This is a genomic window from Thermus sp. NMX2.A1 (assembly GCF_000511705.1).
In the GTDB taxonomy this organism is placed as follows: Bacteria; Deinococcota; Deinococci; order Deinococcales; family Thermaceae; genus Thermus; species Thermus scotoductus.
Window position 1 is genome coordinate 32,550 of record NZ_ATNI01000080.1, and the last position, 15,340, is coordinate 47,889.

The window sequence follows — 15,340 nt, forward strand, 5'->3', positions numbered from 1 at the left end:
CCATGATCCAGATAGGCCCCTTGCGCATCCAGTGGTACGGGTTCCTCCTGACCCTGGCCATCTTCATCGGCTTTGAGCTGGCCAAGCGCAGGCTTAGGGCCTGGGGGTTGGATGCGGAGAAGTTTGAGGTGGTGGCCTTCTGGGCAGTCATCTTCGGGGTGGTGGGGGCCAGGCTGGGCTACGTGCTCACCTCCCCCAGCTACTTCCTGCAAAACCCCGTGGAGGTCCTGTACATCTGGCAGGGGGGCCTCTCCTTCCACGGGGCCATTCTGGGCGGGGCTTTGGTCTTCTTCTACTTCCATAAGCGAAAGGGCTACCCCCTCTGGCCCTACCTGGACGCCGCCACCCCGGGGGTGGCCTTGGGCATCATCGCCGGCAGGATCGGGAACCTGATGAATGGCTCGGATACCGTGGGGCGCCTCACCTCCTTGCCCATCGGCTTCACCTGGCCGGAGTGGGCCAAGGGCTTCCCGGGAATCTGCCCTGGCATAGAGGACATCTCCCAGGTGTACCGGTGCGCGGAGCTCCTCCGGGGCCCCGTGCACCTCACCCAGATCTATGGGGCCCTGGTGGGCCTCATCCTTCTGCCCCTCTCCTACTACTGGCTTCGCAAAAAGCCTTTTTACGGGTATGCCTTCTGGAACTTCATCCTCTGGTACAGCGTGCTCCGCTCGGTCCTCGAGGAGCCCTTCCGGCTGAATCCCCTGTGGCTTCCCGTGTACCGCAATGACGAGCTGGGCATCGGCCTCTTCACCGCCACCCAGGTGGTGAGCCTGCCCCTCATCCTCCTTTCCTGGTACATGCTCCGCCGGCTGGGGAAGGGCCCCGGTTAAGATAACCCCATGGAGCTTCCGCCCCGCAAGGACTCCCTCAAGTGGAGCACCTATCCGGAAGGTGTCCTGCCCCTGTGGGTGGCGGACATGGACTTCCCCGTGGCCGAACCCATCCGCCGGGCCATAGAGGAAAGGGCCAAGGGGTTCTTGGGCTACCCACCCCGGGAAGGGGACGAGGAGCTCCAGGCCCTCCTTCTTAAGAGGTGGGGCCTGGAAGGCGAGGTGGCCTTCATGCCCGGGGTGGTGGTGGGGCTCTACGGGGCGGTGGCCGCCTTCACCGCACCCGGGCAGGGGGTCTTGACCCAGGTCCCCATATACCCCCCGTTTCTGGCCGCCATCCGCCAGCAAAGGCGCACGGTTCTGGCCAACCCCTTACGGGAAACGGAGGAGGGGTACAGGCTGGACCTCGAGGGCCTGGAGCGCCTGGCCTACGCCAGCAGGCTCCTTCTCTTCTGTCACCCCCATAACCCCACAGGTAGGGTCTTTGGCGAAGAGGAACTTGCGGACTTGGCCACCATCGCCCGCAAGCACGACCTCATCGTGGTTTCCGATGAGCTCCACGCCCCTTTGACCTACGAGAAGCCCCACGTGCCCCTGGCCCGCTTCCTCCCCGAGCGCACCCTCACCCTGCTGGGTCCGGGAAAAGCCTACAACCTGGCTGGGCTGCCCATAGGGGCGGTGGTGGGGCCTAGGCCCCTGGTGGAGGCCTTCAAGCGCCACCTGCCCCACACTTTCCCCAACGTGTTGGCCATGGCCGCCTGGAAGGCCGCCCTGCTGGAGGCTGGGCCCTGGCTTCGGGAAACCCTAGCCCGGCTTAGGGCCAACCGCGACCGGGTGGCGGCCTGGGCCAAGGAGGTGGGCCTCGGGCACTTCCCCCCGGAGGGCACCTACCTGGCCTGGTTCAAAACCCCCATTCCCCAGGCGGCCTCCTTCTTCCTCAAGGAGGCCCGGGTGGCCCTGAACCCCGGGGAAAACTTCGGGGAAGGATACGACCGCTACGTGCGCCTCAACTTCGCCACCTACCCCGAGGTGCTGGAGGAAGCCCTGAAGCGCCTTGCCGAGGCTCTAAAGAAAGTGTAAACCCCCCGGGGACGTTCCCCAGGAAGGGAAGGAGCTTCCGGGCTTACTGGACCACCTCGATGGGGATCCGCTTGGCCCGAGCCTCGGCCACCTTGGGCAGGGTGAGGCGCAGGATCCCGTGGCGGAACTCCGCCTTGGCCTGGGAGGCATCCACCTCCACGGGGAGGGTGAAGGTGCGCACGAAGGAGCCGTGAGGGATCTCCTGCAGGTAGTAGCGGCGCACCTTAACCTCCTCGGCGGGCTTCACCTGGCCCCGTACGGTGAGCTTGCCCCCCTCGAGGCTCACCTCCAGGTCCTCGGGAGCCAGGCCCGGCACCGCCATCTCCAGGACCAAGGCCTCGTCGGTCTCGTAGAGGTCGGCCGGAGCCACGTAGGTGGCCACGGGCCGGGCAAAGTCGCCCAGGACCTCCTCAAAGAGCCGGTTGGCCTCCTCCAGGAGGGAGAAAGGACCCCAGGTACGGAAGGGAGTGATCTCCGCAGGACGCACATCCCTACGAACCAGGGCCATACCTATCACCTCCCTTTTCACTTATATCACCTGCGCGCCTTCTTGTCAAGTACCTTTAGGCTTATGCACCTACCCTTGCGCCCCCTATAATCAAGGGCATGGAGATCCCTCCTGAGGCTGTCTTGGTGGACACCCGGCCCAGGGCCGCCTACGAGGCAGGCCACCTGCCAGGCGCCCGCCACCTGGATCTTTCCGTTCCCAGGCTCCGCCTGCGGGAAGAGGCGGAGCTTAAGGCCCTCGAGGCCGGCCTCACCGACCTCTTCCAGGAACTTGGCTTACGAAGCCCGGTGGTCCTCTACGACGAGGGGCTCACCAGCCGCCTTTGCCGCACCGCCTTCTTCCTGGGCCTTGGGGGGCTAGAGGTGGAACTTTGGACGGAGGGCTGGGAACCCTACGCCACCGAACGGGAAGAGCCCAAGCCCGAGCGCACGGAAACCCGGGCCCAGCTCCGGCGGGACTGGCTCCTCACCGCGGACGAGGCGGCCAGGCACCCTCTTCTTTTGGATGTGCGAAGCCCCGAGGAATACCAGGGCAAGGTCCACCCCCCCTGCTGCCCCAAGGGGGGACGGATCCCGGGGAGCCGGAATGCCCCCCTGGAGCTTTTCCTGGAGCCGGACAAGGTGCTAAAGCAACTCGGCCTGGAGCCGGGACAGGAGGTGGGGGTCTACTGCCACTCCGGGGCCCGGAGCGCCGTGGCCTTCTTTGTGCTTAGGAGCCTGGGGGTGAGGGCCAGAAACTACCTGGGCTCCATGCACGAGTGGCTGCAGGAAGGGCTTCCCACCGAGCCATGAAGGTGTACGGCCTGAGCGTGGGCCCCCTCCAGGAAAACACCTACCTGGTGGAGGGGAAGGAAGGAGCGGTGCTCATAGACCCCGGGGACGAGGCGGAAAGGATCCTGGCCCTTTTGGAGTCCACGGGATTAACCCCCAAGGCCATCCTCCTCACCCACGCCCACTTCGACCACGTGGGAGCGGTGGCCCCCTTGGTGGAGGCCCTCTCCCTGCCGGTCTTCCTCCACCCCCTGGACCTTCCCCTTTACCGGCATGCGGCGGAAGTGGCCCGCATGTGGGGCCTCGCCATCCCCGACCCTCCCCTCCCGGTAGAGCCTCTGGAAGAGGGGCAGGTCCTTTACGGCTTCACCGTCTGGCACCTTCCCGGCCATAGTCCCGGCCATGTGGCCTTCATCCATCCCGGCGAGGCCGGGGAACCCCCCCGGGTTCTTTCCGGGGATCTCCTCTTCCAAGGGAGCATCGGCCGCTACGACCTGCCAGGGGCAAGCCGGGAGGACCTTTTCCGCTCCTTAAAGCGCCTCCTCACCCTGCCCCCACAAACGGAGGTCTACCCGGGGCACGGACCCCCCACCACCCTGGCCCTCGAGGCCAAGACCAACCCCTTCCTCCTCGGGTTAGAATGGGAAACGTGAACGGGGCGGATGCTCCCCACAGGGGACAGCTTGAGGCGCTCAAGGCTCTTTATGACCTGCAGGAAAAGGACCTGGAGATAGACCGATTGCAAAAGGAGGCGGAAACCCTTCCCGAGGACCTGGTTTCCGTGAAGGCCCAGGTGGAGGCCCTGGAAGACCGGCTTGCCGAGCTCCTGGAGCGCCAGGCAGAGCTCCGCAAGGAGTACAACCGCCACAGCCTGGACATCGAGGACCTCACCGCCAAGGAAAAGCAGGCGGAGGCCGAGCAGCGCCAGGCCCAAAGCGCCCGCGAGCAGACCCAGTACGAAAACCGCATCCAGCAGATCAAGGACCGCATCAAGGAGCTCCTGGAGCTTTCCACCCCCATCATGGAGGCCATGGAGAACCTGGAAAACGAGATCCAGGAGGTGGAAGCCCAGCTGGCGGCCTTAAGGCCCCACCTGGAAGAACTCTTGGAGGCCAACCGGGTGCGGGTGGAGGCCCTAAAGGCCGAGATTGCCGTCAGGCTGGAGGAACGCTCCCTGATGGCCCAGGCCATCCCTGCCCCTGTCCTGAAGGAGTACGAGGCCATCCGCCGGGCCCGGAAGGGCACCGGCATCGCCCGCATGCACCGCCAGGCCCAGGTCTTTCGCTGCGAGGGGTGCAACGTGGTCCTGCCCACCCACGTGGCGCAAAAGGTGGTGCAGGGGCAGCTGGTGCGCTGCCCCTCCTGTGGCCGGCTTCTCTGGAAGGGGGAAGGTTAGGCCAGGCGAGCCTCGAGGGTGATTTCCTTCACCCCCCCCAGGGCCCGGGAAACCGGGCAACCCTCCTTGGCCGCCTGGGCGATCTCCTGGAACTTCTCTGGGGTTATCCCCGGCACCTCCGCCTCGGTGATGAGCTCAATCCGGGTGATGGTGGCCTTCCCCTCCACCATCTCCAAGTGCACCCGGGCCTCGGTGGAAACCCGCTTGGGGGGAAATCCCTCCCGTTCCAGCGAGGCCGCCAGGGCCATGGAGAAGCACCCCGCATGGGCCGCGGCGATGAGCTCCTCGGGGTTCGTCCCCTCCCCCTCCTCAAAGCGGGAGGGATAGGAGTAGGCCCCCTTGAAGGCCTGGCTTTCTAGCTCCATAACCCCCTTTCCCTGCCTAAGCCCGCCTTCCCATACCGCCTTCGCCTTGCGAACCGGCATAATACCCTCCTTCCCCCAAAGCTTACCCCATGCCCAAAGGCCCTTTGGGCATGGGGACACAAACCCCAAGGCGCCTTAGCCCCCGCCCCCCACGGCGCTGGCGATGTGGCCGTAGTAGGCCATAAAGCCGGTAAGGAAGGCCCCCAGGGCCATCAGGGCCAGGACCAAAGCCCCGAGGTAGGCCCAGGTGCGCCGGGCCTCGGGGCGGCTATAGGCGTAGAAGAGGATCCCGAGGCTGGCGAGGCCCGCCGCCCCCCACATGAGGGCGGTGAGGGGCGGGTTCCGGGTGAGGCCGAAGTCCAACACCGCCCGCGCTCCCTGGAGGAGGTAAAGCCCGAGGAAGGCGGAGGGCCAGGCCAGGGCCTTAAGCTCCAGGCCCTGGTAGAGGTAAAAGCCAGCGAGGACCATCATGAAGGCGAAAAGCCCCGTGGCCACCCCGAAAAGCTCCGTGTACTGGGGCGCCGGACGGCCCGCCCAGTTGGTCCAGTAGAGCTGGGCCACCGCCCCAAGGGCAAAGACCCCAAGGGTGAAGAAGAGGGGACCGTAAAGCCGGCCCAGGGCCTTCTCGTCCCCACCCCGGGCCACGGCGAGCAAGTAGGCCACCCCCGAGACCCCGGCCGCCGTGACCAGGCCTAAAACGAAGACCAGCGGGTTGTAGCTTCCCATATCCCTTCACCTCCCAAGCTCAGGATAGCCCTCACCCTCCAGGACAGATGCCCCCCCTTAGGATGGAAAGGTGCTCTTCCTCTTCGTGGACGGCCTGGGCCTGGGGGAGGCCTTGGAGGACCTTTTCCCCCTTCTTTTGGAGCTTTCCCCCAGGGCCCTGGACGCCACCTTGGGGGTGGAGGGCCTGCCCCAGTCGGGCACGGGCCAGACCACGCTCCTCACCGGAGTCAACGCCGCCAGGCTCCTAGGCCACCACCAGGGGCCTTTCCCGAGCCCCAGGCTCAGGCCCCTTCTCCGGCAAAGCCTTTACGCCTGGGCTAAGGAAGCCGGCCTCAGGGTCCTCCACGCCAACGCCTACCGCCCGGAATACCTGAAGCGAGCCACGGGGGGAAGGAGGCTTATGCTTTCCGCTTTCGCCCAGGCGGCCCTCCTGGCAGGCCTCCCCCTTCTGCCCTTGGGCCATTCCCTGGCACTCCCTCCCGCCTTCTGGGAGGATCCCCACGGGGTGGGGGCCAGAATGGCGGCCTTGACCCGAAGTTTCGACCTGGTGGTCCTGGAGTACTGGGCCCTGGACCTGGCTGCCCACCGCCATCCGGATACCCTTCCCGAGCGCTTCCGCGAGCTCTCCCTGTTCCTGAAGGGCTTCCTGGAGGAAGGGGGCACCCTCCTCCTCACCTCCGACCACGGGAATGCCGAGGAGCCCTGGCACCCCAAGCACACCCGAAACCCCGTACCCCTGGTGTATACCGGGAAAACCCCCTTCTGGCCGCAGGACCTCGTGGGGGTGTTTTCCTGGCTGCAAGTGATTATCACTTCTAAACTTACAAAATCCGACCGGAATACTTGACTTTAATCCCCCCTTGGGGTAAAGTCCCCAGGCAGAGGGCGCCCTCGCCCCGGGGAACCCCTGGGGATGCAGGAAGGAGGCAAGATGCAGCTTGGAAGGTTCATACCCCTGATCGGCCTTGCGGCTTTAGGACTAGCCTTCGCCCAGCAGCAGACCCTAACCCTCTACTCCGGGCGGGGGCAGAGCCTGGTGGAACCCTTGGTGAAGCAGTTCCAGGCGGAAACGGGTATCCGGGTCCAGGTGCGCTACGGCACCGACGCCCAGATCCTGGCGGCCCTGCAGGAGGAAGGAAGCCGTTCCCCGGCGGATGTCTTCTGGGCCAACACCGCGGGCGCCCTGGGCCAGGCGGCCAGCAAAGGCCTCTTAAGGCCTCTGGGGGACACCCTCCTTAGGCAACCCGTAGCCTTCGTGCCCGCCTCCAAGGCCTGGGTGCCGGTGACCCTGCGCCTGAGGGTGCTGGCCTATAACCCCCAGAAGCTTAAGCCGGAAGAGCTTCCCGCAAGCATCCTGGACCTCCCCCGCTTCGCCCAGGAAAAGGGCCTGGTGGGCAGGGTGGGCTGGACCCCCACCTACTCCAGCTTCCAGGACATGGTGGCGGGGATGATCGCCCTCTACGGGGAAGGCAGGACCCGGGAATGGCTTTCCGCCATGAAGGCCCTAAACCCCAAGAGCTACGCCTCCAACCCAGCCATGCTGGACGCCATCCGCGCCGGGGAGATCGACCTCGGCTCCACCAACCATTACTACGTGGTGCGCTTCCGCCGGGCCGGGTACAACCTGGGGCTCCACTACTTTAAGGATGGGGACGTCGGCAACCTGGCCTTGGTCACGGGAGCGGGCATCCTCAAGAGCTCCAAGAACCTGGTGGCCGCAAACCGCTTCCTCACCTACCTGCTCTCCCCCAAGGGGCAGCAGTACTTCGCGGGCACCGTGGGGGAATACCCCTTGGTCAAGGGAGTGGTGGCCGATGCCCACCTCCTGCCCCTCGAGGAGGCCCTGGCGAAAAGCCCCAAGCTGGACTTTGAGAAGCTCCCCCTGGACCAGGCCCTTAAGCTCCTTCGGGAGCTGGGTATCCTCTAATCCCACCCCACCTTGGCTTGGGCCAAGGTGGGGGCCCCGGGACGGAGGAGCCCAAGGGGACGCCAACGGGATCTAAGATGACCAGCGCAAGAAGGCTCCATCAGCTTCCCGGGCTTCTGCCCTTCCTGGTGCCCGCTCTCCTCACGGGGGGCGGGGTGGCCCTTCCCCTCCTCTACCTAGCCTTAAGGGCCCTCGAGGCCGATCCCGAAACCCTTCGGGATATCCTCCTTCGCCCCAAGAACCTGGAGCTGGTGAAGAACACCCTTTCCCTCCTCCTCGGGGTCCTCCTTTTCACCACCCTCATCGCCCTGCCCCTGGCCTTCCTCACCACTCGCACCGACCTCAAGGGGAAGCGCCTCTTCTCCATCCTCCTCACCCTGCCCCTGGCCATCCCCGGCTACGTGGGAGCCTACGTGATCCTTTCGGCCACGGGGCCCGGGGGGGTCCTGCCCCTGCCGCGCCTCGAGGGGTACTGGGGAGCGCTTTTGGTCCTCTCCCTCATCACCTACCCCTACCTCTTTCTGGGTTTGCGGGCTGCTTTTTTGGGGCTGGACCCCAGCTTGGAGGAAGCCGCCCGAACCCTTGGGGTGGGACCCTTAAGGACCTTTTTCCAAGTGGTCTTTCCGCAACTCCTCCCCGCCCTCCTTTCGGGTTACCTGGTGGTGGGCCTCCACGTCCTGGGGGATTTCGGCACCGTGAGCCTCCTTCGCTACGAAACCTTCTCCTACGCCATTTACCTTCAGTACAGCGCCGCCTTTGACCGGGTGTACGCCGCCTGGCTGGCCCTTTTCCTCCTCCTCTTTACCGGAGGGCTTCTCCTTTTGGAAGGTGCCTTCCTCCGCCGCCTTAGCCTGGCCCGCACGGGAAAGGGTAGCGGGAAAAAGGCCAGGTCCGTGCGCCTGGGCAGGTTCACCCCCTGGGCTTACCTCCTACTCCTCCTCCCCGTCCTCCTGGCCCTGGTCCTCCCCCTCTATGCCCTTTTCCACCTGGCAAGCCGCTTTCCCCGGGAACACCTCACCGGGCTTTGGGAAGCCCTCTCCCACTCCGCCATGGCCGCCACCCCCGCCGCCTTCCTGGCCGTGGGCATGGCCCTGCCCATCGCCTACCTGGCGGTGCGCTACCCCTCGCCGGCCTCCCGCTTCCTGGAAAGGCTGGGCTATCTGGGCTACACCATTCCCCCCTTGGCCTTCGCCCTAGCCTGGATCTTCTTCAGCCTGAAGAGCCTTCCCTTCCTTTACGGGACCCTACCCCTTCTCATCCTGGTTTTGGCCTTCCACTTCCTGGCCGAGGGCCTGGGGCCGGTGCGGGGAGCCCTTTACCAGGTGCCAAGGCGCCTCGAGGAGGCAGCCAGGACCCTGGGGGACACCCCGGCGCGGGCCTTCTTCCGCGTCACCTTTCCCCTCCTCTGGCGGGGAGCGGTGGCGGGAGGGGCCTTGGCCTTCATCGGGGCGGTGAAGGAGCTTCCCATCACCCTCCTCCTCGCCCCCATGGGCTATAGCACCCTCTCCACCCGGGTTTTCGGCTACACTCAGGAAGCCATGTTCGCCGAGGCCGCTCCCTTTGCCCTTCTCATCGTCCTGCTCTCGGCGGCCTTCGTGGGGGTGTTGCTTTGGAGCGAGCGCCGCTTCTGACACTTGTGGGCATCGCCAAGCACTTCGGGGAGCACGAGGTGCTTAAGGGAATCGACCTCGAGGTCTACCCCGGAGAGATCCTGGCCCTTTTGGGGCCCTCGGGCTGCGGCAAGACCACCCTCTTAAGGGTGGTGGCCGGGTTGGAGAGCCCGGATAGGGGGCGGATCTTCCTGGAGGGCAGGGAGATCACCCTCCTGCCCCCGGAGAGGCGGGGCATCGGCTTCGTCTTCCAGGACTACGCCCTCTTCCCCCACCTCACCGCCTTGGGCAATGTGGCCTTTGGACTTAAGGGGAAGGACCGCCTGGAGAGGGCCAAAAGGGCCCTGGAGCGGGTGGGCATGACCCTTTTCCAGGACCGCAGGCCGGGCGAGCTTTCCGGGGGGCAGCAGCAGCGCATCGCCCTGGCCCGGGCCCTGGCCCCGGGGCCGAAGCTGGTCCTCCTGGACGAGCCCTTTTCCAGCCTGGACGCCAGCCTCAAGGCCAGCACCCGGGAGGAGGTGCGGAAAATCCTCAAGGAAACGGGTACCACCGCCCTCCTGGTCACCCACGACCAGGAGGAGGCCCTTTCCTTCGCCGACCGCCTGGGGGTGATGCGGGGAGGAAGGCTAGAGCAGGTGGGTACCCCCGAGGAGGTCTACCTAAGGCCCAAGACCCCCTTCGTGGCCCAGTTTCTGGGGCGCACCAACCTGCTTCCGGGGGAGGGATTCGGCCGGTATGCGCAAACCTGCCTGGGCCCCGTGCCCCTGGCGGAGCCCGCCCACGGACCCCTTCTCCTCTCCCTGCGCCCCGAGGCCCTAAGGCTTCTTCCCCCCGAGACTCCGGAGGGTGCCCTGGGACAGGTGCTGGCCCGGGAGTTCAAGGGGCACGACCTCACCTACCGGGTGCGCCTCCTCTCCCCGGAGAAGGAGATTCTGGTGCAGGAAGGTCCGGAAAGCCCTTTCCGGGAGGGAGACCGGGTGCGGCTAAAGGTGGTGGGGAAAGGGGTGGCCCTCGAGGGGCATCCCTCCAAGGCCCCGGTGGGTGCGGATTAAGCTGGGCCCGTGCGCCGCATCCTGATCCTCACGGAGTACGACGGCACCCATTTCGCCGGGCTTCAGCGCCAGCGAACAGGCCTTCGCACCGTGCAGGGCGAGCTGGAAAGGATTTTGCCGGAAATCGGGGCCCTGCCCAAAGCGGTGGCCGCAGGCCGCACGGACGCCGGGGTGCATGCCCTGGCCATGCCCTTCCACTTTGACCTCCTAAGCAGGATTCCCACGGAAAGGATCCCCGAGGCCCTGAACCGCCTTCTCCCCGAGGACCTGAAGGTGATCGCCGCCAAGGAGGTGGCCCCAGACTTCCATGCCCGCAAGGATGCCCTTTGGCGGGCTTACCTTTACCGCCTCCTCCTTAGGCCCCACCCCTCCCCCCTCCTCCGCCACCGGGCCCTTTGGATCCGCCACTCCCTGGACCTCGCCGCCATCCGGGAGGCCCTCGCCCACCTCCCGGGCCGGCACAGCTTCCTGGGCTTCGCCAAGGAGGAGGTGCGGGCAGGGGAAAGGGAGCTTTACGAAGCCCGCATGGAGGAGGTGGAAGGGGAAGCAGGTAGGGAGCTTCGCTTCTACTTCCGGGGCCAGAGCTTTCTGAGGGGCCAGGTGCGGGGGATGGTGGGAACCCTCCTCGAGGTGGGCCTGGGCAAGCGCTCCCCGGAGAGCATCCGGCTCATCCTGCAAACCCAGGACCGGGGCCAAGCGGGCCCCTCGGCACCACCCCAGGGGTTATATTTCCTCGAGGCCGCCTATCCCCCGGAAAAGCTATCCCCTCGGTAGACCGGGGGCCCCACCCTGGCTTTGCCAGGGTGGGGTGGCATCAGAGACGGCTCCTTGGGTCCAAAGCATCCCGAAGCCCATCCCCCAGGTAGTTAAAGGCCAAGACGGTGATGAAGATCATGAACCCCGGCGGCAAGGCCAGCCAGGGAGCGGTGAAGATGTACTCCTGGGCGTTCGTCAGCATGTTGCCCCAGGTGGCCACCGGGGGCTGGATGCCGAAGCCCAGAAAGGAAAGCGCCGCCTCGGTGAGGATGGCCCCGCCGATCTGCAGGGTGGCCTGCACGATCAGGGGCGCCAAAGTGTTTGGCACCAGGTGCCGGAACATGATGCGGGCGTCGCTTGCCCCCAAGGCCTGGGCGGCGGTGGCGTAGTCCTGCTCCCTTAGGGAAAGGATGTTCCCCCGCACCAGCCGGGCCGTGCCCAACCAGCCGAAGAGCACCAGGATGGCGATGATGATGAAAACGCTGGCCGCATCGCCGAAGACTCCCTGGGCCCACTGCCCCACCTTCACCCCGGGGTCGCGCAACAAGGCGGAAAGCACAAGAAGAAGGGGAAGGGTGGGGATGGTGAGCATGAAATCAATGAGGCGGCTTATGACGATATCCAGATCCAAGCGGATCTGTCCTTTAAGCCCATACCATGCCGCCCAGAGCACCAGGGCCAAGACCAGGCCAAAGCTCAGGTAACTCCCCACGCTTCCCGTCTGGATTCCATCCTCAGCCAAGGCCCAGGCGATGGAAAGGGCCAGGTACAAGACCCCGTAGTAGAGGAACCAGGAGAACACCCGCCACAGGGCAAAGCTCCAGGGATAAAACCCTTCCCGCTCCCGCCTTAAAGGCCCCAGGTAGAATCGCAAGGGCCGGCCCGAGAAGTACCCCGCCAGGGTACCCATGATGGTACCCAGGATCACGCTGGAAAAGGCCACGGCAAAGCCCACCAAGAGGGAGATGCGGGAACCGTAGATGATGCGGGAAAGCACATCGCGCCCCAGGTCATCGGTGCCCAGAAGGTGCTCCCGGGAAGGAGGGTTGAAATAGTACTGGCCTACGTCCTCCCCCGTAGGCTGGGCCGTGGGATCGTAAGGGGCAATCCAAGGGGCAAAAATGGCCATCAGAATCAGGAAAATGATAACCACCAACCCAGCCATGGCCATCTTGTGCCGCCTTAAGCGGCGCCAGAAGAGGCTGAAAAAGGTGCGGGGCTTGGCTTTAGTTGGGTGCGCTTGTGTCGCCATGCTCCACCTCTAGCTGTAGCGGATGCGGGGGTCCACCACCGCATAGGCCAGATCCGCCAGCAGGTTGAAAAGCGCCGTCATCAAGGCCAAGAAGGCCAGAGCCGCCATGGCCACGTTGTAATCCTTCTCCACCAGGGCGTCAAAAATGGCCCGCCCCATCCCGGGGTAGCTGAAGATGGTCTCGGTGATGGTGGCCCCGCCCAATACCCCGGGAATGGCCAGACCCACCAGGGTCACGATGGGGATAAGGGCGTTCCTGAGGGCGTGCTTGTAGAGCACCACCCGCTCGGCCAAGCCCTTGGCCCGGGCGGTGCGGATGTAGTCCTGGGAAAGCACCTCCAGCAAGGAAGCCCGCATGAACCGGGTCCACTCCGCCATCTGCAAGGAGGAAAGGGCGATGACCGGCAGGATGAGGTGCCAGGCCCATTGCCCCAGGAAGTACCAAAAGCTTATCGCCCCCGAGCGCACATCCTCCCAGAGCACCCCGGGCACCCCCCCGGTGGGGAAACGGGGGAAGCCCGGGATGTGGTCGGGTAACCAGATGGCGAAGAGGTAAAGGAGCAGGATGCCCAGGAAGAAGACAGGCATGGAAAACCCCACGAAGGAGAAAAAGGTGATGACGTAATCCGCCAGGGAGTACTGGCGCACGGCGGAGAAGATGCCCACGGGGATGGCCACCAGGAGGGCCAGGGTAAGGGCAAGCCCCGAGAGGAGGAGGGTCTTGGGCAGGCGCTGGACGAAGATGTACTCCGCCGCAGGGATGCCGTAGGTACGGCTGTAGCCAAGATCCCCCCGCACCGCCCGGGAAAGCCACTTGAAGTAACGGATATGGAGGGGCTGGTCCAGGCCGTAAGCCCGCTTCAAGGCCTCAAACTGCTCGGCGGTCATGCGGGGATTCTGCCGCTTGAGCTCCTCCAAGGGATCCCCCGGCTGCAGGGCCAGCAGGGCGTAGATCACCACGCTGGCGGCAAGGAGCAAGGGGATCATCTGTAAAAGCCTGCGCACCGTGTAGGCAAACACCTTTGTACCTCCTGTTTTTTAGCCTCCAAATAGCCTATCGGCCGACCAAAAAGCCCGCTGGGCAGAAAGCCCAGCGGGCCCTACTATACCACCTCAGGTTACTTGACGGAAAGAGCGTACTTCGCCTGGTCCCACTTCTTCACGGCGCCACGGCTTTCCCAGCCGATCTCCCAAGCGTTCCAGCCGGGGTAACCGTAGCCGCCCGCGTAAGCGCTGGCCACGTAGTTGACCAGGCCCTTGCGCACCACGTAGGGGTTGGCCCGGAAGTAGAGGGGCAGGGCGGGAAGCTCCTGCGCCCAGATCTCCTGGGCCCTCCAGAAGAGCTGCTTCCGCTTGGCCTCGTCGAACTCCAGCACCGCCTGGCTGGTGAGGCGGTCAAACTCGTCGTTGCGCCAGCCGCCGATGTTCTGCCCCTGGTAGTTGTTCTCCTTGGTGGGCACCATGATGGCCCCGGTGTTCAGGTTCTTGTACTGGAAGAGGGAGCCATCCTCGGCCAGGTTGGAAACCCAAGCGAACTCAAACAGCCCGGTCCACTTGCACTCGCTGGCCCGCTGGATGTACTCGTCGGCGAAGACCACGGCGCTGGGGGCGTTATTGATCTTGACCGCGATGCCGATCTTCTTCAAGTCCTCGGCGAAGAACTGCTGGGTGCGCTCGCGGATGGCGTTGCCCGCGGTGGTGACGAACTCAATCTCAAAGCGCACGGTGCGGCCACCCACGGTGCGCTGGAGGATGCCATCCGGCCCCTTCCTCCAGCCCATCTCCGCCAAGAGCGCCTCCGCCTTCTTCAGGTCAAACTCGTACTTCCGCACATTGGGGTTGAAGAGGGGGTTGACGGGGGCGATCCAGGTGTGGGCCACGGGCTGGAGGCCGTCAAAGAAGGCTTTGACCAACCCTTCGCGGTTCAGAGCGTGGAGGAGGGCCCGACGGGTGCGGACATCGTTTAGGCCAAGATCGCGTACCGTCTGACAGTTTTCAAACTTATTGATGTCAATGTGCTCCCAGATGGCCCCGGGCACAAACCAGATGTCAAAGCGGCCAGGGGCGCGGGAGGTCAGCTGACGGCTACGGCCCTGATCAAAGGTGAGGGAAACGCTGGAGGTGGCGTCAATGGAGCCACCGATCACCGCCACCAGGAGGGAGTTGGTGTTCTGGATGAAGCGGTAGACCACCTTCTGCACGTACTTGCTCTCCCCACCCTCCGGCTTGATGGGGAAGTTGGGGTTCCGCTCCATCTCGATGGAGTTCCCCGGCACCCAGCGCTTCAACTTGAAGGCGCCCGAGTAGACCATGGCCCCCCGGTTCAAGGCCTGGGGAGTGGAGAACTTGAGGAAGAAGTTGCGGTAGAGCTCATTGAGCTTCTCCGCGTCCTTGTCGGGGTCCAGGCCCCGGGCCGCCGCCTTCACCTTCTCCCACTCCGGCCCCATGATGTGCTTGGGAGCATAGCCGATGGGGGAGCCATAGGTGTCGTAGTAGTAGGCGGGCTCAAAGATAACGGTGAAGTTCCGGGCATCCTTTACCTTTAGGCTTACCCGCTCCCAGTAGTCGGGGTTCAGGACGGGCATCCCCTTGGCCTTGCCCACCTCGTAGTAGAAGGCCACATCCTCGGTGGTGATGGGCTTGCCGTCGGACCAGCGGGCATCGGGCCGGATGGTGAGGTCCATCTCCAAGCGCTTCTTGCCCCCGCCGATGTCCGTCACCCGCAAGCGCCCGTTCTGCTGGGTGGGCACCTCGGTGGCCAGAACGGGGAAGTTCTGGCTGTCGGCGTTGAAGCCGATGAAGGGAGCGAAGAGGTATCCCTCGATCTCGCTCTTGATGGCCTGGTTGGAGATGATGCTGAGGAAGTCACCCGCCAGCACCCTGGGCTCCTGGGAAGCCCCTATGACCAGGCTGTTGTCCTGGGGACCTGCTAGGGCCAGGCCCAGGGCGGTCAAACCGAGTACAGCCAGCTTGCCTACTTTTCTCATACGGCCTCCTTTCGTGGTCGCGGCACTATCCTTAGTGGCCGAGGCTATTATACGGCGCCTCCCATGAAGGTCAATGGG

The 15,340-nt window shown here is 65.0% G+C and carries 16 protein-coding genes; 10 read left to right on the plus strand and 6 right to left on the minus strand.

The features are described from left to right. Positions 1–2 precede the first annotated feature (2 nt). Positions 3–833, plus strand: a complete 831-nt coding sequence (lgt, locus tag TNMX_RS09500) for a prolipoprotein diacylglyceryl transferase (RefSeq protein ID WP_126164419.1) — start codon at positions 3–5, stop codon at positions 831–833. A gap of 9 nt (positions 834–842) precedes the next feature. Next, positions 843–1,913: a MalY/PatB family protein gene (locus tag TNMX_RS09505; protein WP_038031583.1), complete on the plus strand. Its 1,071-nt coding sequence runs from the start codon at positions 843–845 to the stop codon at positions 1,911–1,913. A gap of 43 nt (positions 1,914–1,956) precedes the next feature. Here TNMX_RS09505 and TNMX_RS09510 read toward each other — a convergent pair whose 3' ends face one another. After that, positions 1,957–2,421, minus strand: coding sequence for an Hsp20/alpha crystallin family protein (locus TNMX_RS09510; RefSeq protein WP_038031621.1), 465 nt, complete (start codon positions 2,419–2,421; stop codon positions 1,957–1,959). A 98-nt stretch (positions 2,422–2,519) separates the two neighbouring features. Between TNMX_RS09510 and TNMX_RS09515 the strand changes: the two genes are divergently transcribed. From TNMX_RS09515 to TNMX_RS09525, 3 genes are read left to right on the plus strand one after another with little or no spacing between them, the layout of a single operon-like run. Further along, complete coding sequence (locus TNMX_RS09515) at positions 2,520–3,212, plus strand: sulfurtransferase (protein WP_019551376.1); 693 nt, start codon at positions 2,520–2,522, stop codon at positions 3,210–3,212. Beyond that, on the plus strand, positions 3,209–3,844 hold the full coding sequence (locus tag TNMX_RS09520; RefSeq protein WP_019551377.1) for an MBL fold metallo-hydrolase: 636 nt from the start codon (positions 3,209–3,211) through the stop codon (positions 3,842–3,844). Before TNMX_RS09515 ends, TNMX_RS09520 begins: the two co-directional genes overlap by 4 nt. Continuing rightward, positions 3,832–4,587 carry a zinc ribbon domain-containing protein gene (locus TNMX_RS09525; RefSeq protein WP_038031585.1) on the plus strand — a complete coding sequence of 252 codons (756 nt, stop codon included), beginning with the start codon at positions 3,832–3,834 and terminating at the stop codon, positions 4,585–4,587. Before TNMX_RS09520 ends, TNMX_RS09525 begins: the two co-directional genes overlap by 13 nt. Here the strand turns inward: TNMX_RS09525 and TNMX_RS09530 are convergent. Both TNMX_RS09530 and TNMX_RS09535 read right to left on the minus strand, forming a co-directional pair. Next, positions 4,584–5,012 (minus strand): OsmC family protein, encoded by a 429-nt coding sequence (locus tag TNMX_RS09530; protein ID WP_038031587.1) that lies wholly within the window; start codon positions 5,010–5,012, stop codon positions 4,584–4,586. The genes TNMX_RS09525 and TNMX_RS09530 overlap by 4 nt on opposite strands. Positions 5,013–5,087: 75 nt before the next feature. Then, on the minus strand, positions 5,088–5,678 hold the full coding sequence (locus TNMX_RS09535) for a DUF981 domain-containing protein (protein ID WP_038031589.1): 591 nt from the start codon (positions 5,676–5,678) through the stop codon (positions 5,088–5,090). A 70-nt stretch (positions 5,679–5,748) separates the two neighbouring features. Here TNMX_RS09535 and TNMX_RS09540 point away from each other — a divergent pair, with 70 nt between their 5' ends. The 5 genes from TNMX_RS09540 to truA all read left to right on the plus strand — a co-directional run bounded on the left by TNMX_RS09540 (position 5,749) and on the right by truA (position 11,041). Further along, a complete protein-coding gene (locus TNMX_RS09540) occupies positions 5,749–6,525 on the plus strand; it encodes a metalloenzyme (RefSeq protein ID WP_038031591.1) in 777 nt (258 codons plus the stop codon). Positions 6,526–6,609: 84 nt separating this feature from the next. Next, the gene (locus tag TNMX_RS09545; protein WP_038031622.1) at positions 6,610–7,605 is read left to right on the plus strand and encodes an iron ABC transporter substrate-binding protein; all 996 of its coding nucleotides are present in this window, start codon (positions 6,610–6,612) and stop codon (positions 7,603–7,605) included. Between the two features lie 77 nt (positions 7,606–7,682). After that, on the plus strand, positions 7,683–9,236 hold the full coding sequence (locus tag TNMX_RS09550) for an iron ABC transporter permease (protein ID WP_038031593.1): 1,554 nt from the start codon (positions 7,683–7,685) through the stop codon (positions 9,234–9,236). Further along, positions 9,215–10,267: an ABC transporter ATP-binding protein gene (locus tag TNMX_RS09555; RefSeq protein WP_038031595.1), complete on the plus strand. Its 1,053-nt coding sequence runs from the start codon at positions 9,215–9,217 to the stop codon at positions 10,265–10,267. Before TNMX_RS09550 ends, TNMX_RS09555 begins: the two co-directional genes overlap by 22 nt. A gap of 9 nt (positions 10,268–10,276) precedes the next feature. Next, positions 10,277–11,041: a tRNA pseudouridine(38-40) synthase TruA gene (gene truA, locus TNMX_RS09560; RefSeq protein ID WP_038031597.1), complete on the plus strand. Its 765-nt coding sequence runs from the start codon at positions 10,277–10,279 to the stop codon at positions 11,039–11,041. 40 nt (positions 11,042–11,081) lie between these two features. Here the strand turns inward: truA and TNMX_RS09565 are convergent, their stop codons facing one another. From TNMX_RS09565 to TNMX_RS09575, 3 genes are all read right to left on the minus strand, one after another. Then, positions 11,082–12,275: an ABC transporter permease gene (locus TNMX_RS09565; protein WP_038031599.1), complete on the minus strand. Its 1,194-nt coding sequence runs from the start codon at positions 12,273–12,275 to the stop codon at positions 11,082–11,084. 9 nt (positions 12,276–12,284) lie between these two features. Beyond that, positions 12,285–13,295: an ABC transporter permease gene (locus TNMX_RS09570; RefSeq protein ID WP_038031601.1), complete on the minus strand. Its 1,011-nt coding sequence runs from the start codon at positions 13,293–13,295 to the stop codon at positions 12,285–12,287. 98 nt (positions 13,296–13,393) lie between these two features. Continuing rightward, positions 13,394–15,262: a peptide ABC transporter substrate-binding protein gene (locus tag TNMX_RS09575; protein WP_038031603.1), complete on the minus strand. Its 1,869-nt coding sequence runs from the start codon at positions 15,260–15,262 to the stop codon at positions 13,394–13,396. Positions 15,263–15,340: the final 78 nt, after the last annotated feature.